The following is a 22,481-nucleotide window of genomic DNA, read 5'->3' as shown; positions in this document are numbered from 1 at the left end:
TGTCGCCCGCAGCCGCATCAGAATGGCCGTGCCATTCATAATCGGCGCGTTGGAGGATGCATCGCCCGGAGTCGTCGTGATCGACGATGAACCGCGCGTTGAACGGCGGCGGAAGCCTAACGCCCACAGCTCACGGATAGCCAGCTTCAATCCGGCGCGCGATCTCCGACCCGACGTCGGCCGTTGATCGTGCGGGACGCTCCGCTGACGCGACGTCCGGCGTCAGCCACCCATCATCGAGCGCCGCGGCCACGGCCGCCTCTACCAGGCGTGCTTCGGCGTCGAGCGCGAACGAGTGGCGCAGCATCATCGCGGTGCTCAGGATCATGCCGATCGGGTTCGCGATGCCGCGCCCCGCAATGTCTGGCGCAGAACCGTGGATCGGTTCGTACAATCCGGCCGGTGGCCGACCATCGACCGCCTCACCCAACGACGCCGACGGCAGCAGCCCGATGGACCCGGCGAGCACCGACGACTCGTCCGACAGGATATCGCCAAAGAGGTTCTCGGTCACGAGCACGTCGAATCGGGCCGGCTCGCGCACGAGGAACATGGCTGCTGCGTCCACGTAGAGGTGATCGAGGGTGACGTCGGGGAACTCGTCGCGCATCACGCGCTCCGTGACCTGGCGCCAGAGTCGAGAGGTCTCGAGCACGTTGGCCTTGTCGATCGACGTGAGCTTTCGGCGTCGCGTAATGGCGAGCCGCGCCGCAACGCGCACGACACGGGCGACCTCCAACTCCGAATACCGGCACGTCTCCCAGGCCACGTCGCCCCCGCGATGCCGGTCGCCATAGTAGAGCCCCCCGGTCAGCTCGCGAACGACCACGAGGTCCACGCCATCGAGCACCTCGGCACGCAGGGGCGACATGCGTCGACCGGCGTCGAACAGCGGAACGGGCCGCAGATTCGCATAGACGCCCATGAACGCGCGCAGCTCGAGCAGCCCGGATTCGGGTCGCACGGGCGCCGCGTTCCACCGGGGCCCACCCACTGCGCCGAGGAGCGTCGCGTCCGAGGCGGCGACCACGTCGCGCGTTGCGGCTGGCAGCGCGGATCCGGTCGCGTCGATCGCGGCGCCGCCGACGAGCGCGGGCGCAAACTCGAAGCGATGTCCCGCGACGCGGCCGACGGCCGTCAGGACTTTCACGGCTTCGGCGGCAACCTCGGGGCCCACGCCGTCGCCGGCGAGCAAGGCAATGCGTGCGTGCATCGGGTCAGCCGGTGGTGGCGATCGTGGCCGGATGTCGTGCCTCGAACGCCGCGATCTCGGGAGTGGCACCGAGGAGGAATCCGAGTTCATCGACTCCATCGAGGAGGCAGCGGCGCGCGAAGGCCGGAAGCGTGAAGTCCCAGGACATCGCGCCCGCTGACACGGTCATCGTGGCCAGATCGACGCGGATCTCGCATTCACCATTGAGTCCGATCGCGACGAGCAGGGAGGCATGATCCTCGTCCGTGAGCGCCACGGGGACGAGCCCGTTCTTGAGCGCGTTGCTCCTGAAGATGTCGGCGAACGATCGGGCGATCACCACACGGAAGCCGAAGCCGGCGATGGCCCACGCGGCGTGTTCGCGCGAGGAACCGCATCCGAAGTTGCGGCCCACGATGAGAATGCGCGCGCCGGAATGCGCCGGGTGATCGCGATCGAACGGCGCACCGGACGGTGGCGTCGTTCGCCAGTCGGCGAACAGGTGGCGACCGAGTCCTGCCCGGGAAGTCGTGGTGAGGAAACGGGCAGGAATGATCTGGTCGGTGTCGACATCGTCGCGCAACAGCACGACCGCGTGTGAGGTGAGTCGGGTGAAGGGTTGCATCAGCTGAGGGTCCTCACGTCGGTGATGCGGCCGACCACGGCCGACGCGGCGGCGGTGAGCGGGGATGCGAGAAAAGTTCTGCCGCCAGCGCCCTGTCGGCCCTCGAAGTTGCGGTTACTCGTGCTCACGGCGTATTGCCCGCGATCGAGCTGATCGCCGTTCATCGCGATGCACATCGAGCAACCGCTCTCCCGCCATTCGGCGCCCGCTGCCGCGAAGACCTCCGCCAGCCCTTCGTCCTCGGCCTGTCGCTTCACTGCCTGCGATCCCGGTACCACCAGCATGCGTACGTTGCTGGCCACGCGACGCCCGTGCAGGACAGACGCGGCCGCGCGCAGGTCGGAGATGCGGGCATTCGTGCAGCTGCCCACGAAGACGACGTCCACGCGCCGTCCCAGCATTGGCGTGCCTGGCTCGAGGGCCATGTACGCCAGGGCGCGTTCGAGTTGTGCGCGCTCGGTCTCGTCAGGCACGCCGCTCGGTTGCGGGATGCGTCCGTCGATGGGGATGGTCATGCCCGGGTTCGTGCCCCAGGAGATCATCGGTGCAAGCGCCGTCACGTCGATCGCGACCCGGGCATCGTACACAGCCCCGGGGTCTGTGCGCAGTTCTCGCCACGTGGCGACGGCTGTGTCCCACGCGGCACCACGAGGCGCATGCGGTCGTCCGGCCAGGTACGCAAACGTGGTGTCGTCGGGCGCAACGAGCCCGGCGCGCGCACCCGCCTCGATCGACATGTTGCACACCGTCATGCGGCCCTCCATGTCGAGCGCGCGAATGACGGAGCCAGTGTATTCGATCACGTGGCCCGTGCCGCCACCGACGCCCAGTCGCGCGATGATCGCGAGGACGAGATCCTTGGCCGTGACGCCGGGCCCCGGCGTGCCCTCCACGTGGACCTCCATCGTCCGGGGCCGCGCGAGGAGCAGGGACTGCGTGGCCAGTACGTTGGCCACCTCGGACGTGCCGATGCCAAAGGCGAGCGCTCCAAACGCGCCGTGCGTGCTGGTGTGGCTGTCGCCGCACACGATGGTCATGCCTGGGTGCGTGAGGCCGAGTTCGGGGCCGACGACGTGCACGATACCGCGACGCTGGTCCTGCATGTCGAGGAGCGGCACGCGATGCTGCCGAGCGTTTGAGGCGAGGCGCTCGATCTGCGCCAGTGCGGGCGGAGCTGGCTGCGCGAGCTGACCGGTCGCGGCGTCGCGGGCGGTCGGTGTAGCGTGGTCGAGCGTCGCCATGGTGCGCTCGGGCCGGCGTACTCCAAGGCCGCGCGCCTCGAGTTCGGCAAAGGCCTGCGCCGACGTCACCTCGTGTACGAGGTGCAGGTCGATGTAGAGGATATCCGGTGTGTCCGTGGTTGCGGCGCGGACGACGTGAGCGTCCCAGATCCGGTCCACGAGCGTGCGAGGCCCGTTCATGCGGCACCTTCCGCGGCCGGTGTGTCCGGGACCGGAGTCATCAGTCTTCGCCGGGTCCGACGCAGGGTATTCATGGCCGCGACGTACGCCTCGGCCGTGGCCACGAGAATGTCGGTGTGTGCGGCAAACCCGGTGGCCTGCAGCGGTTGACCTTTGTCCACTGGTTCGCTCTCCGTGGTTTGGCGCAGCTTCACCGTGACGCCACCGACCGCGTTGATCCCTTCGGTCACCGCATCGACGGAGAACTCCACGAGTTCGGCGCCATCGCCCATGACCAGGTTCACTGCGCGGCAGATGGCGTCGACCGGTCCATCGCCCTGGGACGAGGCGACCGACATCGCGCCGTCCGGCCCACGCAGGCGGACCGTCGCCGTCGGAATCGCGTGTGTCCCGCTCGCGATCTGCACCTGATCGAGGGTGTGTGCTGCGATCGGCCGGCGCGTCTCGGCGGCCACGAGCGCTTCGATGTCGCGATCGTCGACCGACTTCTTGCGGTCGGCAACGTCCTTGAATCGGGTGAAGACCCTGGCGAACTCGTATTCGTCCAGGTCATGACCTGTGGCCACGAGGTGCTGGCGCAACGCGTGCCGCCCCGAGTGTTTGCCCAGTACCAGGCGGCAGCCCTCCGCACCCACCAGGCGCGCGTCGATGATCTCGTACGTCAGGCGGTGCTTGAGCAATCCGTCCTGGTGAATGCCTGCTTCGTGCGCGAAGGCGTTGGCGCCGACGATGGCCTTGTTGGGCGCGACGCGCGTCCCGGTGCATTGTGCCACGAGCCGCGAGCTTCGGCCGATCTCGCGCGTGTCGATGCGTGTGCGAACGCCGAAGGCGGCCTGGCGCACGTTGAGCGCCATCACCACCTCTTCGAGCGCCGCGTTGCCCGCTCGCTCCCCGATGCCGTTGATGGTGCATTCCACCTGCCGCGCGCCGGCCCGAACGCCAGCGAGCGAGTTGGCCACGGCGAGGCCGAGGTCATCGTGGCAATGCGTGCTGAGCACGACGTCACGGGCACCCGGCACGTTGTCGCGGATCGCGGCGATCATCGCGCCGTATTCGTCAGGCGTGGCGTAACCGACCGTATCCGGGATGTTGAGGGTCGTCGCACCGGCCTCGATGGCGGCGGCGAGCACGTCGTGGAGGAAGGCGCGGTCGGAACGGGCCGCGTCCTCAGGCGAAAACTCCACATCGCGGCAGCGGCTGCGCGCATAGCGCACCATCCGCGACACGGTGTCGAGCGCCAGGGCGCGGCTCAGTCGAAGCTTGTGCTCGAGGTGGATGTCGGACGTAGCGAGGAACGTGTGGATGCGGCTCCGGCAGGCCGGCGCGAGGGCCGTGGCGCAGCGGTCGATGTCGGCCTCGGTGGCGCGGGCCAGGCCGCAGATGATGGTGCCGTGAGCGGGATCGCCCAGCTCCGAGGCGATGGCTCGTACCGCCTCCCAGTCGCCGATCGAGGCCGCGGGGAACCCGGCCTCGATGATGTCGACGCCGAGCCTGACGAGTTGTCGCGCCACGAGCAGCTTTTCGGTGCGCGTCATGGTGCACGAAGGCGCCTGTTCGCCGTCGCGCAGCGTCGTATCGAAGATGCGGACCGTCTCGTCGGTGTCGGTGGTCACGCGGCGCCCTCGCCCGGCCGGACCTCACGCGGCTGGATGAAGGGCATCATGCGGCGCAGCTCGCGACCCACCTGCTCGATCTGGTGTTCGACGTCGGCCCGCCGGGCCCGATCGAACATCGTGCGCCCGGTGCGGTTCTCGCGGATCCAGTCGCGCGCAAACGAACCGTCCTGGATGCGGTGCAGGAGCTGGCGCATGGTCTCGCGGGTCGCGTCGTTCACGATCTGTGGGCCGGCCACGTAGTCGCCCCATTCCGCCGTATCCGACACCGAGTGGCGCATGTAGTTGAGGCCACCCTGGTACATGAGGTCCACGATGAGCTTGAGTTCGTGGAGGCACTCGAAGTACGCGAGTTCAGGGCGATAGCCCGCCGTGGTGAGCGTCTCGAAGCCGGCCTTCACGAGCGCCGAGACGCCGCCGCACAGCACGGCCTGCTCGCCGAACAGATCGGTCTCGGTCTCCTCGCGGAACGTGGTCTCGAGCACCCCGGCCCGCGTGCAACCGAGCGCGCGCGCGTAGGCGAGCGCGTCGGCGGTCGCGTGTCCCGACGCGTCCTGATGGACGGCGAACAGGGCCGGCACGCCGCCGCCCTGGACATACAATTCGCGCACGCGGTGCCCCGGGGACTTGGGCGCCACCATGCTCACGTCCACGTGCGCTGGCGGCACGATCTCGCCGAAGTGGACGTTGAACCCGTGGGCGAACATGAGCGTCATGCCTGGGCGCACGTGCGGCGCGATGCAGTCCTCGTACACCGTGCGCTGCACGTGATCGGGCACGAGCAGCATGACGACATCAGCCTCGCGGGTCGCCTCGGCGACGCCCTGCGTGCGCAGGCCGGCTGTGCGCGCCCGTTCCCGGCTCCCGGAGTGTTCGCTCAGGCCCACGCGCACATCGACGCCGCTGTCGCGCAGGTTGAGGGCGTGGGCGTGGCCCTGGCTGCCGAAACCGATGATCGCCACGCGGCGAGCGGAGAGCCGATCGAGCGTCGCGTCGGCGTCGTAATAGAGTCGGGTCATGTGCGGCGTGCCCTGGGCATCGGGTGGAGGGTGAGGCGCGTGAACACCGGTCGCGAGGCTACGCGGCCTCGTGATCGAGCGCGCCGTCTGCTTGCCACGTGTAGGGTGCGTCGGTGGATGGTGCCGCCGATGGACGCCCGGGCGTGGGGATCCCGGCGACGGTCATGGCCACGCGTCCCGAGCGCGTCAGTTCGAGGATGCCGAAGCCCCGCAACCGCTCGATGCAGGTACTGACCGACTCCGGCGGCCCCATCACGGCGATGAGCATGGCCTGCGGCGCGGTCTCGACCACGCGCGCGTCGCACTCGTGAACAATGCGCAGCAGCGCGCCGAGCCGGCTGCCCGGCGGGGCGAGCCTGACGAGGCAGAGCTCGTGCGCCACCATCGGCTGGTGCGTGACATCGCGCACGGACACGACGTCGACCAGCCGCTCGAGCTGGCGCACGACCTGTGCGACGTCGTCACGCCGGACCACGAGGGTCATCCGCGACAAGCCGGACTGTTCCGTGGTGGCCACCGAAAGCGAGTCGATGTTGAAGGCTCGGCGTCGGAACAGGGAGACGGCGCGATTGAGCACGCCGGGACGATCATGCACGAGAGCGATGACGGTGTGTTGCATGGGAAGGTGTGGGTTCATGAAACGGGCCCGGTGAGCATCTCGCCGATCGAGCTGCCTGCCGGCACCATGGGGAACACGTTGGCTTCACGCTCAACGCGAAAATCGATGACGACGACGCCGTCGTGGCTCCACGCGTGCGTCAGAACGTCGGACACCTGCTCGACGCGATCCACGACGACGCCGTGGTGGCCGTAGGCCCGCGCGAGCATGGCGAAGTCCGGGGCGGAGAGCGGCGTGCCGCTGTAGCGCCGCTGCTCGAAGAGCTCCTGCCACTGCCGCACCATGCCGAGGTAGCCGTTGTTGATGATGGCGATCTTCACGTTGCGGATGCCCTCCTGCTGCAGCGTAGCCAGCTCCTGGTTGGTCATCTGGAAGCCGCCGTCGCCAACGACCACCCAGATGGTCTCGTCCGGTGCGGCGAGCGCCGCGCCAAGGGCGGCCGGGACGGCAAAGCCCATCGTGCCGGCACCGCCCGACGTGATGTGGGAGCGAGGGCGTCGCCAGTCGAGCAACTGCGCGGTCCACATCTGGTGCTGCCCCACGTCGCTGATCACGCGATACTGACCGTGTGACGCGAACGACGCATTCAGGGCGCGCAGCACATCGTAGGGCATGAGGCGCCGCTCTCCATCGCGCCGAGCGTAGGTCTGCCGCGGCTGGTGCGTGGCCTGCATCTCGCGCACCTCTGCCCGCCAGGCGTGGTGTGCGCGTGACTCGAGGCGGGGCAGCAACGCCTCGAGGACCTGCCGCGCGTCGCCGCGAATGCCGACGGTCACGGGGACCAGCTTGCCGATCTCCGACGCATCGACGTCCACGTGGATCACGCGCGCACGCGGCGCGAACGTGGCGACCTTGCCCGTCACACGATCGTCGAAGCGACTGCCCACGTTGAGCAGCACGTCGCACGACTGCAGCGCCCGGTTGACGTGGACCCAGCCGTGCATCCCCGGCATCCCCAGCGACAGCGGGTGGTCCTGCGGGAACGCGCCCAGCCCGTGCAACGTGGTGACGACGGGCACACCCGTGCGCTCGGCGACCGCCATGAGGACGTGGTGGGCCCCGGACTGGATCACGCCGTTGCCTGCCAGGATGAGCGGGCGTGCCGAGACGTTGAGCAGTCGGGCCGCGTGTCGCAGGAGACGGTCGGCCGGCGGGGTGCCGTCCATGCGACCCGCATCCGACGATGCCGGCCACTCGGGCACGAGGCGCGTCTGCTGGGCATCTTTGGTCACGTCAATGAGCACCGGGCCCGTCCGGCCGCTCGATGCCAGGTGGAACGCCTCACGAATCACCCGTGGCAACTCGTGGGCGTCGGTGACCAGGTACGAGTGCTTGGTGATCGGGATGGTGATGCCGGTGATGTCGGTCTCCTGGAAGGCATCCGTGCCGAGCAGCGCGCTGTGTACCTGGCCGGTGATCACCACCAGCGGCGTGGAGTCCATGAAGGCATCGGCAATCGGTGTCACGAGATTGGTCGCGCCCGGGCCCGACGTGCCGATGCACACGCCCACGCGCCCGGAGGCGCGCGCGTAGCCCTCGGCGGCGTGCCCTGCGCCCTGCTCGTGGCGGCACAACACGTGATGCAGGCGATCGCGGTACTCCCACAACGCGTGGTACAGGGGCATGATGGCGCCGCCCGGGATGCCGAAGAGCACCTCGACCCCTTCGCGCACGAGCGCTTCGCAGATGACCTGCGCGCCGGAGCGGGTCTGGCTTGACGAAACGGTCATGCGAGCACCGCGCCGTGACTGGCGTTGGTCACGAGCCGGGCATACCGACCCAGCCAGCCGCGTGTGACGCGTGGGGCGCGCGGCGTGACCTGCGTTCGTCGCTGCGCCAGCTCGTCGGGCGAAAGGCGCACCGACAGGCACCGGCCCTGGAGGTCGATGTCGATGATGTCGCCGGTGCGCAGGAGGCCGATGGCACCGCCCTCGGCAGCCTCGGGCGACACATGGCCGATGCAGAGTCCGCGTGTGCCGCCCGAGAACCGACCGTCCGTGACCAGCGCGACCGACGCGCCGAGCGGCATGCCCTTGAGCATGCTGGTGAGCGACAGCATCTCGCGCATGCCCGGTCCACCGCGCGGCCCTTCGTTGCGCACCACCACGACCTCACCCGGCTGGATCAGCTGGTCGACCACGCCGCGCGTGGCGTCTTCCTCGGACTCGAACACGCGCGCCGGGCCCGTGAACATCATCTCGCGCTGATCGACCGCGCCCACCTTCACCACGGCGCCATCGGGGGCCAGGTTGCCGAACAGCGCGCACAGCGCTCCGCGTTCGGCGTGTGGGTCGCGGGCCGCACGGATGCACTCGGTATTGCGGCTAGCGGCATCGCGGATGTTGTCGCCCACCGACCGCCCGGTGACGGTCGGCGCGTCGAGATGCAGCGTGCCGGGAACCCTTGCCAGTTCGGCGAGGATCGCCGACACCCCGCCTGCCTCGTGCACGTCCTCCACGTGCCACTGCCGGTTCCCGTCCCACGCCGGCGACACCTTGGCGAGGTGCGGCACCCGCTCGGCGACCGCATTGAGTCGGGCGAGCGAATAGTCCACGCCGGCCTCACGAGCCAGCGCGAGGACATGGAGCACCGTGTTCGTCGAGCCGCCCATCGCCACATCGAGCGCCACCGCATTGTCGATCGCTGCCGCCGTGACCACATCGCCAAAGCACAGGCCATCGCGAACGAGTCGTATCACTGTGCGGCCGGCCTCTTCGACCAGCGTGCGCCGCGCCGGATCCACCGCGAGCACGGTCCCGTTGCCCGGGAGCGCAATGCCAAGCGCCTCGCAGAGGCAGTTCATGGAGTTCGCGGTGAACATGCCGCTGCAGCTTCCGCACGTTGGGCAGCCGGTCTCTTCCAGCTCGAGCAGCCGTTCGTCGTCGATCGTGCCGGCCTCACGTGCGCCGACGCCCTCGAACACCGAGATCAGGTCGACCTTGCGTCCCGATCGATCGCGTCCTGCACGCATGGGGCCGCCGGAGACGAACACCGTCGGGAGGTTGGCGCGCGCGGCGCCCATCAGCATGCCCGGCACGATCTTGTCGCAGTTCGGGATGCAGACCATGCCATCGAAGCAGTGCGCGGTGGCCATCGTCTCCACGCAATCGGCGATCAGCTCGCGCGAGGGCAGGGAGTAGCGCATGCCTTCGTGACCCATGACGATGCCGTCGTCCACGCCGATGGTGTTGAACTCGAATGGCACGCCACCGGCGGCGCGGATCGCCTCTTTGACGATGCGGCCGAGCTCCTGCAGGTGCACGTGACCGGGCACGATCTCGACGAACGAGTTGCAGACCGCGATGAACGGCTTGTCGAAGTCGGCGGCCGAGCGCACCGCGCCCGTGGCCCGAAGGAGGGCCCGGTGCGGAGCACGGGTAAAGCCACGCTTGATCGTGTCGGAACGCATGAAGGGCGCGGTCGGTGGTGCGTTGCGTGAGGGGGGGAGATGCAGGGCGCGAAAAAAGGCCCCATCCGCGAGGGAGGGGGCCTTGGTCGACTCGAACCGCCGTCAGGGCGGGACTGCTGCTACGCGAAACCTATCGCTCGAGTTGTTCGACAAGACCTCTCCTCCCGTACTACCGCGCTAATAAGCGCGATAATAAGGCTGAGACCAAGAAGTCGAATCGAGACGAGCGCGAGGTGCGTCACGTGCGTTGGTTCGGTGCTGGTATCTTTTGGTAGTTTGGCCGACGTGGAGCCTGGTCAGGCAGCTTACCGATCCCTGGTGAATCACGCAAGGGCCAATCACGGATCCGGGTCGGCGTGTACTGACGAGGCGCGGTGGGCTGGCGCAACGGACGGCCCGCCGCGTGAGGCGCTCCGGTCGTAGGCAGCGATCAGGCCTGGTTGCTGGCCGTGCATGATGGGGTCGCTTGCCGGGAGTCGCCGTACTGGCCGTCGTCCACGAGGTACGCTGCACGTATCGCGCGGCCGACTCGCGCCGCATGCAACCGAGTCCTTTCCGCGCCCGGGCCTCCTCGGCAGATTGTGACACGGCGCAAGGGAGCGCCTCCGGTCCGCGGAAAGGGCAGCGCCCACCCCGACAGTCTCGTACAGCCGATACGCCCTCTTCGGGCCGATCGTGCGGACGCCGGCCGATACGAAGGAGGCGCCATGGCATCCCCGTACCACCGCACACTCCCCGCACGCCCGGACCTCGACCAGCAGAAGGCGCAGGCGAAGGAACTCCTGCAGGCCTTCGTTGGGGAGGATCCCGAGGCCATCGCCCGCGTTCGCACCGAACTGCCCGACAAGGCGTCCGTGGTCCTTGCGGACGCGCAGTTCGTTCTCGCGCGCGAATACGGGTTCGCGAACTGGGCGGCACTCAGGGCCCATATCGAGTCCGTTCGCGCGGACGATGAGTCCGTACGCAGGCAGTGGCACACGGCCGTCGGGCGGCGCGATGCGCGTGCGACACGTCGACTGCTCGAACAGCACGCGAGCGTTCGTGCCCACATCAACGACCCCGTCTTTGCCTTCGACGCACCGGCACTCGTCGCGACGTCGAGCGACGCGGCGATGGTCGAGGTGCTGCTGGAGTTCGGCGCTGACCCCAATCGCAGGAGCGAGTGGTGGGCGGGCGGCTTTCACGCCCTGTACGGCGCCACGAGCGCTTCGGCGGAACGCCTGGTTGCCGCCGGTGCCGTCATCGATGCGTGTGCCGCGGCACACCTCGATCGCGGCGACGTGCTGGCGCGTCTCATCGCGGAGAACCCGGCGTGCGTCCACGAGCGCGGTGGCGACGGGCAGACTCCGCTGCACTTCGCACGCTCCCGCGACATGGTCGACCGGCTACTCTCCAACGGCGCCGACATAGACGCGCGCGACGTGGACCATCGCGCGACGCCAGCCGAATGGATGCTCGATCGGTTCCGCGGGCGAGGACGATACGAACTGGCCCGCTACCTCGTGGAACGCGGCGCCTCCGTCGACATCTTCCTCGCCGCAGCACTCGGCCTCACCGAGCGCGCAACGGCGATCGTCGCTGACAACCCGGCCGCGCTCGATCTGCGCACCGGGCAGGGCCAGTACGCGGAGCAGCCGCCGAGCAGCTATCACATCTACTTCTGGACGATCGGCGGCGGCTGCTCGCCGATCGAGGTCGCGGTGCAGTTCGGGCACGAGGCGACGGCGCAAGCGATGCTGGCGTTTGCCTCGCCGTTGCAACGCCTGCAGGCCGCCTGCGCCCGAGGCGATGAGCAGGCCGCACACGCCATCGCGCGAGAGCATCCAGGTCTCGTCGCCTCCATGGCACCCACCGATCACCTCCCGCTTCCGAACGCGGCGTGGCATGGCAACGCGCACGCCGTGGCGCTGATGCTCGACCTCGGTTTCGATCCGCGCACACCGGGCCACGATTCCGGAACGGCGCTGCACTGCGCGGCCTGGGAAGGGTCGTCGGAGATCGTGGGTCTCCTGTTGCGCCACTCCGCGGCCGCCGAGCTCGTGACGATCCGCGACGCACACTATGGTGCGACCGCGCTTGGCTGGTGTTGCCATGGATCAGTCAATGGCAATCGATCACATGATCACGCGGGCGTGGCGCGTCTCCTGGTCGCAGCTGGTGCGCCACTCGGGCAGGATACGAGCGGAGGTTCGCCTCCGGTGGAGGCGGTGCTCGCAGCGGCGCGCCGGGCCGCCGGAGCATAGCAGGGCGCCCGCATGGCGGCGTGCTGGCGGCGGTCGGCTTTGGAGCGCCGATCGCTGCCAGCAGCCACGCCAGCGCTGCCTAACGCATCGCGCGTGACCGTCGGAGCATCCAGCCGTAGAGCCACACGATGGCGCCGACGAACGCGAGCACGCCCAGCCATGGCGCGGCCACGAACTCGTCAGGCACGAGGCGGACCGGTGCGTCGCTGCTGAGCGCCACGATGAGCCCGGCATTGAGCACACCCCAGAGGCTCTCGCCCACGATCAGCCCCGAGGCTACCAGCGTCCCCAGGCGCTCGGCGCGTTCGGGGTCGGCCATCGTCTTCGTGCGCCGGTCGTACCAGTGCGAGAGCACGGCGCCCACGACCACCGCGAACGTGGCCGACATCGGCAGGTAGATGCCGATGCCCACGGCGAGCGGTGGGATCCGCAGCTTGTTCATGGCGCCGAGCCCGAGGTCCATCAGGATCAGTCCGACGCCCACGAGCGCGCCGATGCCGATCATCTTCCATTCGAGGTTGCCGCCGATCACGCCCTGTGCGAGTGCCGAGATCAGCGTGGCCTGTGGCGCGGGCAGCGGGTTGGGCGCGAGCACGCCCACGTTGGCGGCCCCGGCAAACCCGTAGGCGCGCGCCAGCAGGTTGAGCACCGACGGAATCACCAGGGCGCCGGCACCCACGCCCACGATCAGCGCGATCTGCTGTCGCATGGGCGATGCGCCGACGAGCTGACCGGTCTTGAGGTCCTGCAGGTTGTCGTTGGAGATCGTCGCACAGGCAAACACGATCGCCGTCACGAAGAGCGCGAAGGCCACGAGCGCCGGGCGCGTCGCGTCGGTCGGATGGACGACCACGATGACCGCGGACGCGCAGATCACGATCGACAGGATGCCGACGCCCGAGATCGGGCTGTTCGACGCGCCGATGAGCCCCGCCATGTACCCACACACGCCCGCGATGAGGAATCCGACGAGCAACACGAACGGCACCGCGAGGAGCGTGAGTCCGGTGGCGTTCCCGGCGAGCACGGTCGATTTGGCGAACGACCACGCGAGCCACCCGGAGATCGCCATGCACACCGCGGTGAGTACGAGGATCCACGTGGCCGACAGGTCACGGTCCGTGTCGTCGACCGCGGTGGCGGCTGCTCGCGAAGCCTTGAGCGTGCTCGCGAGTCCGGCCAGCACCGGTCGCGCCAGCCGGGCCAGCGTGAAGATCGCCGCGACGCCGATCGCGCCCGCGCCAATGAAGCGCACCTGCGTCCGCCAGATCGCCGTCGTATGAGCGGCTAGCGAGACGCCCTCGGCGGCGGGCTGCATCGATGTGAGGATCGGGACGCCGATCACCCACGCGATGATCAGCCCCGTGAGCATCGCCATGCCGACCGAGAGTCCGACGAGGTGGCCCGCGCCCAGCAGCGCGAGGGACCAGGCGACGTTGTAACCGCTCGACGCCAGCGCGCCGAGCTTGAAGAACCCGGCCAGCTCGACGGCTGCGATGCGCGTGGCGCCAACGATCGCGAGCCCGGCCGACGCAACCGAGCCCAGGATGACTGCGACGAGCCCTTCGCGTGAGGCGCCGCTCTCGTCCTTCGTTTCGCCGCGTGTGCCCGAGCCAACCTTGAGCACCTCAGCCGCCGCGACGCCTTCGGGATACGGCAGGTCCGAGTTGGTGACGAGCGCGCGTCGAAGCGGAATGGTGAACAGCACGCCCAGCACGCCGCCGCTCACGCAGATGAGGAACGATTGCCAGAACGGGAACGTCGTCCACCAGCCGACGATGACGAGTCCGGGGAGGACGAAGATGATGGCGGACAGCGTGCCCGCCGCGGAGGCGACGGTCTGCACGATGTTGTTCTCGAGGATCGACGAGTCCTTTACCGCGCTCAGGATCGCCATCGAGATGACGGCGGCGGGGATCGAGGAGGCGAAGGTGAGGCCGACCTTGAGGCCGAGGTAGACGTTGGCGGCCGTGAAGACGGTCGTGATCAACGCGCCGAGGACGAGGCCGCGGATCGTGAGTTCCCGTGGTTTCATGGGGTCAAACCTGTCCCGCATTCCAAGCGGCGTCGAGTGTGTTCCGCTGGCCCGCCCCGGCAGCCTCAGGGGACGGGCCGCCGTCGCCCCGGTTACTCCGTCAACCATCGTGATCGATACGCACACGGTCGCTCATCGACGCCTCCAGTCGGCGTAGCCCGTGGGGGGCTTCTCTCTCGTCTCGAGTGGGGAGTGGTGGCTCGCCGAGCGTCGGAGAGTACAGGCGAACGTCTGTGACAATGACCGATCCTGGGCCCGGCGGAGTGACCAACGTGTACACGAGGCCCTGATGTCGTAGGTGACGTGCAGGGGCCCCACATGCGCCTGCCAACGAGGTTGAGAGTTGTCACGCACTGGGCGATCGGCGCCGCACCGTGGCCAGTCGTCTCACCCTCTGTAGACGCTCAGCGCAGTGAGGAGCCAGCCTGGCGACCTGCGCGCCACGCACCAATGCTCGCGGGGGTCAAGTTCGCCGTAGCGTATCTGCCTGGAGCGTCCCTCGATTCGGCCCGCTCACGATCGACGCCGCGGCGTAAGGCATGTGGCAGACGCGGCAAGAAGGCATCTCAGTCGCAACGGCGCTCTCGGAGCACTGAAAGGCGGAGCCGCCGTTGCACGGCTGGGCATACCTCAGAAGCGTTCAGGACGAATGTGACTGGCCTCCCGCGCCATCAAGAAGTAGTGCGCGCCACACGGATCCGACGATGGGATGCCATGAAGCCCTGCTTCGAGCCAGACCGGTCCGATCCCGAACCGGTGAACCCGTCAGACTCCGTCGGTCGGTGCCGTGGGCCGTGCGAAGGTGGCGTGCCTGACCTGTCAACTCGCTCGAACGCTAGATGGATGAGGGATTCAGTGTGGCACAGAGTGCCCTGGACACGCGTGAGGCGTCAGTTCGGTGCTCGTAGTACTCGATCGCGGGCATTCGGTTTACTTCAAGGGCCAGCCAGCGGTGCTGTTGCACATGCCACTTCAAATCCCAACCACTGAGCCACAATCCCAGTTCGGAGGCTGCCTCGATTACGCTGTCTCTCAAAGGTCGCGGGATGTCGCACAAGCGGTAGTCTGCGCCTCCAGGCACTTCACGGTAGTCGAGCGCGTTCGACCGGATCTCGATGGACTCCGCGTACTGGCGAACAACGTGGACACGACAGCTACTCCCACCCAGGAGCTCCTGCAGGATGACCGGGCAGTTCGCGAGAAGGTGCAGCCGAGAAACATCGCTCTCAGCAAGCGCTCGCACGATAGATCTCCTGCCGCTGACTGGCTTCACGACAACGGAGCCCACCTCTCCAAGGAAGTCACGGGCGGCGTGCGCGTCGTTTGTCAGTAGAGTCCGGGGTACGGCAATGCCTCTTCGGCTGAACCACATGAGCTGACTCGCCTTCGACAACGCGATAGCAGCTGCCGATGGGCTATTGATCGTGTTGGCCTCACGCCTTTCAAGCGCCCGGAGCACACCGCGATGTCTGGCCTTCAACAAGACCGGATCAGCACGAGGCGTGTGCAGCGCGATGCAGCGCGCGAAGGCGACTGGAGCTTCCTCGATTACCTCCAGCGCACCTTGATACGTCGCGTCGCTGGTCGAATTGTCTCCACACATGGCAAGGTCAACATGTCTTGACCGCACGCCTTCTTCTCTGAGAACGGATGCTACGTGGCGCATCGTAGTATCACCCGGGTGTCCCACGAGGACCACCTCTGGTCGCCTGCCTATCGCTGCCGCCTTCTTGGCCCACGAGTGCGCGCTCCCCGCCCGCGCCAAGAGTGCCTCCACCAGGCCCGGGTGACGCAAGCCCATGGAACTCACCCGCCCCGCAAAGGGCACTACCGACCGCTCGCGCGACTCGAAGTAGACCGAAGTCGGAAGAGTCGGTGACGGCTCAAGCAGGTGCTCGCGCACTTCAGGTGTTCCACTAGCACCGTGAAAGAAGCACTGTCGATCCGCAAACACGCAGTGCGCGATTCCCTCAGCCGCCAAGCCCGCGAACAACGCGGCGCCCTTGTGCCCTCCGTATTCGTTCCAGTCCAAGGCAACATCGGACAGGCCAGCGGCCAACGCGTGCCACCGCAAGACAAGATTGGGCTGCACGAGCTGCAACAGGGAAAAGAGCAATGCGTCGCATTCAGCTGCTTGAAACGCGAGGTCTTCCGCAGCCACAGCAGGCAACGTTGGGCTTGCAACAAGGATTGCGCCAGCGATGTCCTGTTCTCGCAGCTCCGCTTCCGCATCAAGCGCAAGACGTAGGCGGCCTGTGTCCGGGCGAATGGAGACACGGCATGCAGTCCACGCGTCGAGGTAGCGCGGTTGCCAGCCGCGCGCATGGCAGCTTGTTTCGAGTTGCGACGAGCGCCCAGCGCGCTCAGCTCCCACGACCAGTAGGACCTTTGACATCCGTGCTCCCAGGCTCGCCGCGCGCTCCAGCCTGCTCACTGCATTCAGGGCAGATCACCCACCGGGCCCGCGGGATGTCTTCCGGAATATGCGTAACCCCTTCCCGGAGAGCCCGCGAAATGAAGAGCTCTTCGGCCAACCGGGGCACGCCTTCCCGGGCTTGCGCTGCGCCTGTCAACGCACTAGTCGCCCGGAAGGATTCGCCCATGGCCGCATCTCGAGGTACTCCAGATCATCGCGATCGCGGACGGCAAGAAAAGCGTGACGAGGCCCAAACCCAATCAGCCGTTCTCCAGGGCCAACTACGAGCCGGCGGTGGTCCGAGTCTACTCCCACGAGCTCGTAGACCTCGGACGAATCGGCTGCAAGCCGGAGGCGTCGGATCGCAACCTCACCATCCGGAGTGACGAAGAGCGCATCATTGTGAAAAGGGGGAAGCTCAGTCGGCCACCCTGGGACCTGTTCCGAGGAAATGCCGGCACGCAGCGCTGAAGCTCGAAATCTCGCAAACAGCTGGGCGCGTGCAGAGCGCGTGAGAGGCTCGGCTTCCGGGGGCAGCAGGGTACTTCGCCGTAGGCGACCCGACGCGTCGTACCACTCTACGCGAAAGGGAGAAAGTCGTGCTACCGCGAATCCCCCATCCGGCAGGATGACGGCCTGTTCCTGCACATCGAGCGGATTGCCAACCTCCCACAGGACCTCTCCCCCCCCGGGCCCGCCACCCCGCTTGACGCGCCCAATGCCGCGAAATCTTCCACGTAGCGTCACCAAAGTGTCCGGGCGTCCCTCATTGCCACGCTGCCAGGCAACGACTGAGAGCGAGTCCGCGTTGTTGAGCGCGCGATATAGCCGCTCACGCTCGGCGCTCGCAAAGCTGACGGCGTGAGTCTCGAATATCCTGTTGCCATGCGCGCCGAGGAGGGACGGCGTTGCACCGGCCAACGTTCCTTCACGACGCCGATTGATGGACCCCACAACCTTGCCCCCGTGCAAGAGAAGCCACCTCCCGTTCCCGCGCGACTCCACCAGAGTCGAGTCGGCGGTCATCGGCACAAGCTTCCCGACTCCGCGGTAGTCGCCTGGTCCATCGCCCACCCGGCTGATGCTCACCACGCTCCCGTCCTGCAGGATGTGAAGCAGCCGGTCCTCCTTACTGTCCACAGCCAGGATCGATCGGTCTGACAGTTGGCGAACGCTCGCAAGTCGGCTGAATCCCTCTTGCGTCACTCTTCTGCCAGCCGTCAGAACCAGCGAAGGCCGCGCCTGAGCATGGCCCACCGCTGATATTGGTCCGACAAGGATGGCAGCGTGCAATACCCTCGAAGCCATCGCGCGCAGTCCCAGTACCTCTGAAGGTGCAGTCAAGGCTTATCCCTTCGCAAAGGCTGTAGCCCTGCGAGAATCGTCTCCACTGTCTGCGCGAGCAAGGAGTCGTCAGGCGCGCGACTAAAGCGCCAGCCGTTGACGATGACGGTTGGCGTTACTCGGACGGAATGTTGCTGAGCGGCGGCTACTCCGGCCTCAACAAGGGGCAACCTGACAGTGTCGGCGACGCAACGCCTGAAGGTCACGGTGTCACCGACCTTGGCGTCAATCGCGTAGTCCACCCACGACCGAAGCCCAAGGGAATCCTGCTTTGCGAAGACCGCCGAAACAAACTCGTAGAAACGGCCTTGGCCGCGTGCGCATTCAGCAGCTCTGGCAGCTGGCCGTGCAAAGCGATGCATGGGAAGAGGGAAGTATACATGCACAAATGCGAGCGAGTCGCCGTATCGAGTACGGGCAGCCGACAACGTCTCATGAAACTTCTTGCAGAACGGGCATTCCAAGTCACTGAACTCGACAACCGTGACGGGAGCTCCCGGGTTGCCGACAAACACGCCCTTCTCAACGAGCTCCTCCCAATCCGCCAACTGCGTGGGCGGCGCTGGTTCAGTGGACTCGCAAATGGGGCTGGGCGACGACCAGAACTCCCGCTTCACGATCGCGACAGCGATAGTAACAGCTGCGACGGTCAGGACGACTGATGCGGTGTTCTCCAAGCGTGTTGGCATTGAGCCAACCTCCGCAGTTAACCGTCAGCGGCTCGCTCCGCAACGTCCGGGCACGCCGTCGGCACTTTCAACTTGGGGTCGGTCTTCACAGCCTGGGGATCTCAGAGACGCGACGGAGAGCGCGCGGTGTCGTGACAAGAGGTTCGCGACGCCAGCTCCAGCCGAGTAGCCCAAGCGAGAGGCCGCCTGCGTCAAGGAATACCTGGCCAGGAGGAGGCGCGCATGTTCACACCTCCCGAGGGCGAGCATCTCTCGCACTGAAAGCCCCGTGTCCGCTCTCATCCAGTCGAACATCGTTCTGCGATCGCGACCGAAGCGCTCGGCAACTCTCGCGCAGACCAGGGCGAGGAAGCCGTTCCGGACGCACCAGAGAGAAGGAGCGAGCATCTTTCGTCGGTCCAGCAGCGCAGCAACCGCGGCCAGCGACACTTTCGGCGGCGGAGCCAACAGTCGACGCCGCACCAGCTCCGAGAGACCTGCCGTGCCCTCCCGAGTGCGGTACTCCCAGTCCACGCCGGCCCAGGCGCGGTCCGCCGCGCCTTTGCGACCCGTCGAATCGGAATGAAACAACACGACGGACAGATGCGGTAAGGTGCAACGAAAGTCGCCCAGCTCCGATAAGAGTCCGCGATCGGCGCTACCGGCCTCACCCAGAATGATAGCCCCGGCGCCTTCAGGTGTTCGCGGCTGGAGCTCCGTAGATCGGAGGTCGACTATCGCACACTTGTGCGCGGCGAGTGCACCTCGTACCAGACCGAGGTTGGAACCCAGGCTCGCATCGAGGAGCACATCGGCCGCGGCAGCCGCCGAATCGAGTATAGCGGAGTTTGACATACGTCAGCCGCCTCGCGGCCGGAAGACACGCTACCTACTTGTGCCATGCAGTCAAGCCGCCGCTAGGATGGAACGCACACACGCGCTGATCGGCGATGGTCGTCGCAGATTCCATCCGCCGACGTTCATGGTGTGGCCAGGACTCTGCGAACTGCAGGCTCCACCGTGGTCGTCGGGTTGTTCTTTATGGAACGATCGTCGGGCGGGATTCAGTGATCGGAAGCGAACGGGGGCGCATGAACACTCAACCGGGCTCGGTCACCGAGCCTCTTGTGGCCGATGACAGTCTGATTTGCGCGACACGCGCCGCCCGGCACTTGGCCGCAGTGCGCGTGGCTCCGGGGAGGTCGCCTGGTGAGGATGTGAGCAGTTGGCGACTGCGCCTACCCCGATCGGCACCAGCCGCCTGCGTCACGCGGGGTTCGCGGCCCCCTGCGCCATCAAGAAGCAATTGGCGCTTCACGGAACCCGACCATGGGATGCCATGACGCTGCTTCGCGCCTGACGGGTCCAGTCCCGAATCGGTGAACCCGTCAGATTCCGTCAATCAGTGCCGAGTGGCCGGCAGCGCCACAAACGCATCGCGGCGTCTGATCCCCGTGTACGCGTCCCGCAGGTCAGGTCGTTTGAGACCCGTCCACGCGCCGTCGCTACCGATTCGCCGTGTTGTCCAGCTGCGGCCGGTTCCCCGAGGTCGTCGACGTCACCGTCATGTCGCCACGCGCACCGATCGTGTACACCCGCCCCGCACTGAACGAGACGCCAGTCCGAACGATCGCATTGCTCGTCGAACCCGTGACACGCACCGCCAGATCGTACAGGCCGTTAGGCACGTTCACGAACGCCCCACCGGCCTTGTAGGCCACCGCCGCACCGATCGCGACCTCCTGCCCCGTGGTCTGATGACGCGCGTACAACGTCATGGCGCTGGAGTTCGAGATCGCGTTCACGAAACGAACCGTCGCCACACTGTAGTCGATCGTCGCCGGAACGGGATCCTCGACCACGAAGCCATCCACGCTCTTGGCGGTCGCGCTGTAGATCCCGCTCATGAAGAACGAGTACTGCTTGCCCGCCGCGAGGTTCGCGTTGAGCGTGGCGATGGCCAGGTCCTTGTCGGTCGTGGCGGCGATGCGACCGGTGATGGCGTAGGTCCCGGGCGCGATCGTCGCGTAGTAGCCGCCGGAGCCCACGCTGCCATAGGCGACCCCGTTGGTGGACTCGACACCGGTGGCCGACGAGATCGCGGTCATCTTGGTGGTGTTGGCATAGAAGTTCACCGCGGGCGCGCCAACGCCAAAGTTGAAAAACCGGATACTCGTCGCGAGGGGCGGTCCCGCGATGTCCTGCACCGCATTCTTGTCGCAGGCGCCCAGGAGCATGGCGCCGAACAGCGCCGCAAGCGCTCGATAGGAAGTCATGGTCGGGGCCATTACGGGGTGATGATCCACATCGGCTTGGTGTGATAATCGGGGGCGAGTCCGCCGATGGTCTCGAGCGCGGCCCGGTTCCAGACGTACTCCGAGTTGAAGCGCGGGCGGATGCGCTCCACCGCCTTGCCGCCGTTGTCGGGGTACAACGACGTGGGCAGGGCAAAACCGGGGTACACCTGCTGGCCGCTCGCCGGGTCGACGTCGGTGTAGTGATACCGGCGCATGTCCATCCAGATCTCGTTATGCCCCCAGCCCCAGAGCGCGATGTACTTCTGGGACATGATCTGCGTCAGCGTGAGCGCGGCGGCGCTGGTCGGCACGATGGCCGGGCTCGCGAGGAACGCGTTGCGCTCGGCGCTCGTGATCTGCGTCGGCGACTGACCGTTGTCGGAGTTGCGGGCGTTCACCCAGTCGAGGTGCGCGCCGACACCCGCGGTGTAGGCGCTCAACGCCAGGCCCTTGTTGCCCATCCGGTACGCCGCTTCAGCCTTGATGAACTGCAGCTCCGCGTAGGTGATCACGGGCAGCTTGGCCTTGTCGTCGAAGATGTACCGACCGGGCTGCTGGGTGCCGCCGGCGTCAGCGTATCCGTGGAAGTTGTTTGGCCGCTGCGCCGTGGTGAGTGCGCCAAAACTCGTGACATTGGGATCCAGGCCGCGATACTGTCCGTCAGGCGATGGCGACAGCATCCGCGAAAGACGCGGGTCGACCACACCACCAAACACAGTCCCGTTGAGCAGGCCGAGCACAAACCGGGTCTGTCGGTAGTTGGTGATGTTGCCGCGCGTGCGGCCCCAGAAGTTGATGTCGTCGTTTTGCGTGGCGGGGTAGGGCAGCAACAGCTCGTCGGCGTTGCTCGCGAACGACTTGTCCACCGCCGCGATCACGTCGGCCGGCTTGTAGGTGCCCTTGTTGGTGTAGTGATTCAGGTTCACGGCCATCATGGCCCAGGCCAGCTTGGTCCACCTGGCGCGGTCGCCGCCGTACAGCCGGTCGGTACGCGCGAGGTAGGTCTGGTCCACCGCGCCGTCGGTGCGGGCGAGCAGCGTGATGGCCTCGTTCAGGAGCTTCTGGATCTCCTGATAGGCGTACTCCTGCGTGTCATAGTTGAAGCTGAACTTCGACTGATCGATGGCTTCCTTGACGATGATCTCGCCGTGAAGGTCGGTGGTGACCTGCCAACCCCAGGCCTTGAGGATCTTGCCGACGCCCAGGAGATCCCAGCGCTGCTCCGCTTCGGCCTTGCCCATCATGTCGACGAGGTTCTGGCCGAGCGTCCAGTACACATCGCGCCACTGCTGCGCGCCGTTGTCGCTGCTCGGGTCGTACCCCATGCGATCCCAGGTGCTGACCACCGTCCCGGGCAGGGTCCACTGTTGCGTGTACCGTCCGACGAACCGGCCATCATACTGGGGCGCGGTCACCATCCAGTGGAGCATCGGCGCGAGGTACAGGTTTGCCGAGACCACCTGCGGAGCGTTGGGGTTGGTGTTGACGTCGAGGAAGTCCGTGCAGCCGCTGGTCGTCAGCGCAGCGGCGAGCGCGGCCACGCGCACGACGCGGGCGCGGGTCGACAGAAATCGCATGGG

The 22,481-nt window shown here is 67.1% G+C and carries 16 protein-coding genes; 3 read left to right on the top strand and 13 right to left on the bottom strand.

The annotated features are described in order from the left end of the window. Nucleotides 1–130: 130 nt before the first annotated feature. From leuB to ilvD, 8 genes are read right to left on the bottom strand one after another with little or no spacing between them, the layout of a single operon-like run. The gene (gene leuB, locus IT361_02730) at nucleotides 131–1,213 is read right to left on the bottom strand and encodes a 3-isopropylmalate dehydrogenase (protein ID MCC6316581.1); all 1,083 of its coding nucleotides are present in this window, start codon (nucleotides 1,211–1,213) and stop codon (nucleotides 131–133) included. 4 nt (nucleotides 1,214–1,217) lie between these two features. Continuing rightward, nucleotides 1,218–1,817: a 3-isopropylmalate dehydratase small subunit gene (gene leuD, locus IT361_02725; GenBank protein ID MCC6316580.1), complete on the bottom strand. Its 600-nt coding sequence runs from the start codon at nucleotides 1,815–1,817 to the stop codon at nucleotides 1,218–1,220. Continuing rightward, a complete protein-coding gene (leuC, locus tag IT361_02720) occupies nucleotides 1,817–3,238 on the bottom strand; it encodes a 3-isopropylmalate dehydratase large subunit (GenBank protein ID MCC6316579.1) in 1,422 nt (473 codons plus the stop codon). Before leuC ends, leuD begins: the two co-directional genes overlap by 1 nt. Continuing rightward, on the bottom strand, nucleotides 3,235–4,851 hold the full coding sequence (locus tag IT361_02715) for a 2-isopropylmalate synthase (GenBank protein ID MCC6316578.1): 1,617 nt from the start codon (nucleotides 4,849–4,851) through the stop codon (nucleotides 3,235–3,237). The genes leuC and IT361_02715 overlap by 4 nt, the downstream gene beginning before the upstream one ends. After that, entirely contained in the window at nucleotides 4,848–5,870 is a 1,023-nt protein-coding gene (ilvC, locus tag IT361_02710; GenBank protein ID MCC6316577.1) for a ketol-acid reductoisomerase, read from the bottom strand. Before ilvC ends, IT361_02715 begins: the two co-directional genes overlap by 4 nt. Before the next feature lie 58 nt (nucleotides 5,871–5,928). After that, a complete protein-coding gene (gene ilvN, locus IT361_02705) occupies nucleotides 5,929–6,489 on the bottom strand; it encodes an acetolactate synthase small subunit (protein ID MCC6316576.1) in 561 nt (186 codons plus the stop codon). 14 nt (nucleotides 6,490–6,503) lie between these two features. Then, a complete protein-coding gene (gene ilvB, locus IT361_02700; GenBank protein ID MCC6316575.1) occupies nucleotides 6,504–8,219 on the bottom strand; it encodes a biosynthetic-type acetolactate synthase large subunit in 1,716 nt (571 codons plus the stop codon). Then, complete coding sequence (ilvD, locus tag IT361_02695) at nucleotides 8,216–9,898, bottom strand: dihydroxy-acid dehydratase (protein ID MCC6316574.1); 1,683 nt, start codon at nucleotides 9,896–9,898, stop codon at nucleotides 8,216–8,218. Before ilvD ends, ilvB begins: the two co-directional genes overlap by 4 nt. Nucleotides 9,899–10,605: 707 nt before the next feature. Here ilvD and IT361_02690 point away from each other — a divergent pair. Beyond that, the gene (locus tag IT361_02690; protein MCC6316573.1) at nucleotides 10,606–12,141 is read left to right on the top strand and encodes an ankyrin repeat domain-containing protein; all 1,536 of its coding nucleotides are present in this window, start codon (nucleotides 10,606–10,608) and stop codon (nucleotides 12,139–12,141) included. 79 nt (nucleotides 12,142–12,220) lie between these two features. On the opposite strand, the gene IT361_02685 is transcribed toward IT361_02690, so the two are convergent. Together IT361_02685 and IT361_02680 are read right to left on the bottom strand one after the other, a co-directional pair. Then, nucleotides 12,221–14,197, bottom strand: a complete 1,977-nt coding sequence (locus tag IT361_02685; protein ID MCC6316572.1) for an oligopeptide transporter, OPT family — start codon at nucleotides 14,195–14,197, stop codon at nucleotides 12,221–12,223. Nucleotides 14,198–15,011: 814 nt separating this feature from the next. Then, nucleotides 15,012–15,842, bottom strand: coding sequence for a hypothetical protein (locus IT361_02680; GenBank protein ID MCC6316571.1), 831 nt, complete (start codon nucleotides 15,840–15,842; stop codon nucleotides 15,012–15,014). A gap of 258 nt (nucleotides 15,843–16,100) precedes the next feature. Between IT361_02680 and IT361_02675 the strand changes: the two genes are divergently transcribed. After that, nucleotides 16,101–16,424, top strand: a complete 324-nt coding sequence (locus tag IT361_02675) for a hypothetical protein (protein MCC6316570.1) — start codon at nucleotides 16,101–16,103, stop codon at nucleotides 16,422–16,424. A 408-nt stretch (nucleotides 16,425–16,832) separates the two neighbouring features. Beyond that, nucleotides 16,833–17,063 (top strand): hypothetical protein, encoded by a 231-nt coding sequence (locus IT361_02670; GenBank protein MCC6316569.1) that lies wholly within the window; start codon nucleotides 16,833–16,835, stop codon nucleotides 17,061–17,063. Nucleotides 17,064–17,932: 869 nt separating this feature from the next. Here the strand turns inward: IT361_02670 and IT361_02665 are convergent. The 3 genes from IT361_02665 to IT361_02655 form a co-directional block, all read right to left on the bottom strand. Beyond that, nucleotides 17,933–18,625 carry a thioredoxin domain-containing protein gene (locus IT361_02665; protein ID MCC6316568.1) on the bottom strand — a complete coding sequence of 231 codons (693 nt, stop codon included), beginning with the start codon at nucleotides 18,623–18,625 and terminating at the stop codon, nucleotides 17,933–17,935. 1,484 nt (nucleotides 18,626–20,109) lie between these two features. Beyond that, the gene (locus IT361_02660; protein MCC6316567.1) at nucleotides 20,110–20,880 is read right to left on the bottom strand and encodes a DUF4397 domain-containing protein; all 771 of its coding nucleotides are present in this window, start codon (nucleotides 20,878–20,880) and stop codon (nucleotides 20,110–20,112) included. 11 nt (nucleotides 20,881–20,891) lie between these two features. After that, nucleotides 20,892–22,478 carry a RagB/SusD family nutrient uptake outer membrane protein gene (locus IT361_02655; protein MCC6316566.1) on the bottom strand — a complete coding sequence of 529 codons (1,587 nt, stop codon included), beginning with the start codon at nucleotides 22,476–22,478 and terminating at the stop codon, nucleotides 20,892–20,894. Between the last annotated feature and the right edge of the window lie 3 nt (nucleotides 22,479–22,481).

Source organism: Gemmatimonadaceae bacterium (genome assembly GCA_020846935.1).
Classification (GTDB): domain Bacteria; phylum Gemmatimonadota; class Gemmatimonadetes; order Gemmatimonadales; family Gemmatimonadaceae; genus RBC101.
This window is presented reverse-complemented; position numbering and strand designations above follow the sequence as displayed.

Bases quoted from the DNA above. Each gene is read 5' to 3' on its own strand.
- IT361_02685 (MCC6316572.1), bottom strand. From the start codon at position 14,197: ATGCGGGACAGGTTTGACCCCATGAAACCACGGGAACTCACGATCCGC.
- ilvC (MCC6316577.1), bottom strand. From the start codon at position 5,870: ATGACCCGACTCTATTACGACGCCGACGCGACGCTCGATCGGCTCTCC.
- IT361_02660 (MCC6316567.1), bottom strand. From the start codon at position 20,880: ATGACTTCCTATCGAGCGCTTGCGGCGCTGTTCGGCGCCATGCTCCTG.
- IT361_02655 (MCC6316566.1), bottom strand. From the start codon at position 22,478: ATGCGATTTCTGTCGACCCGCGCCCGCGTCGTGCGCGTGGCCGCGCTC.
- IT361_02665 (MCC6316568.1), bottom strand. From the start codon at position 18,625: ATGCCAACACGCTTGGAGAACACCGCATCAGTCGTCCTGACCGTCGCA.
- leuD (MCC6316580.1), bottom strand. From the start codon at position 1,817: ATGCAACCCTTCACCCGACTCACCTCACACGCGGTCGTGCTGTTGCGC.
- IT361_02680 (MCC6316571.1), bottom strand. From the start codon at position 15,842: ATGCGCCACGTAGCATCCGTTCTCAGAGAAGAAGGCGTGCGGTCAAGA.
- ilvB (MCC6316575.1), bottom strand. From the start codon at position 8,219: ATGACCGTTTCGTCAAGCCAGACCCGCTCCGGCGCGCAGGTCATCTGC.
- IT361_02690 (MCC6316573.1), top strand. From the start codon at position 10,606: ATGGCATCCCCGTACCACCGCACACTCCCCGCACGCCCGGACCTCGAC.
- leuB (MCC6316581.1), bottom strand. From the start codon at position 1,213: ATGCACGCACGCATTGCCTTGCTCGCCGGCGACGGCGTGGGCCCCGAG.
- leuC (MCC6316579.1), bottom strand. From the start codon at position 3,238: ATGAACGGGCCTCGCACGCTCGTGGACCGGATCTGGGACGCTCACGTC.
- ilvN (MCC6316576.1), bottom strand. From the start codon at position 6,489: ATGCAACACACCGTCATCGCTCTCGTGCATGATCGTCCCGGCGTGCTC.
- ilvD (MCC6316574.1), bottom strand. From the start codon at position 9,898: ATGCGTTCCGACACGATCAAGCGTGGCTTTACCCGTGCTCCGCACCGG.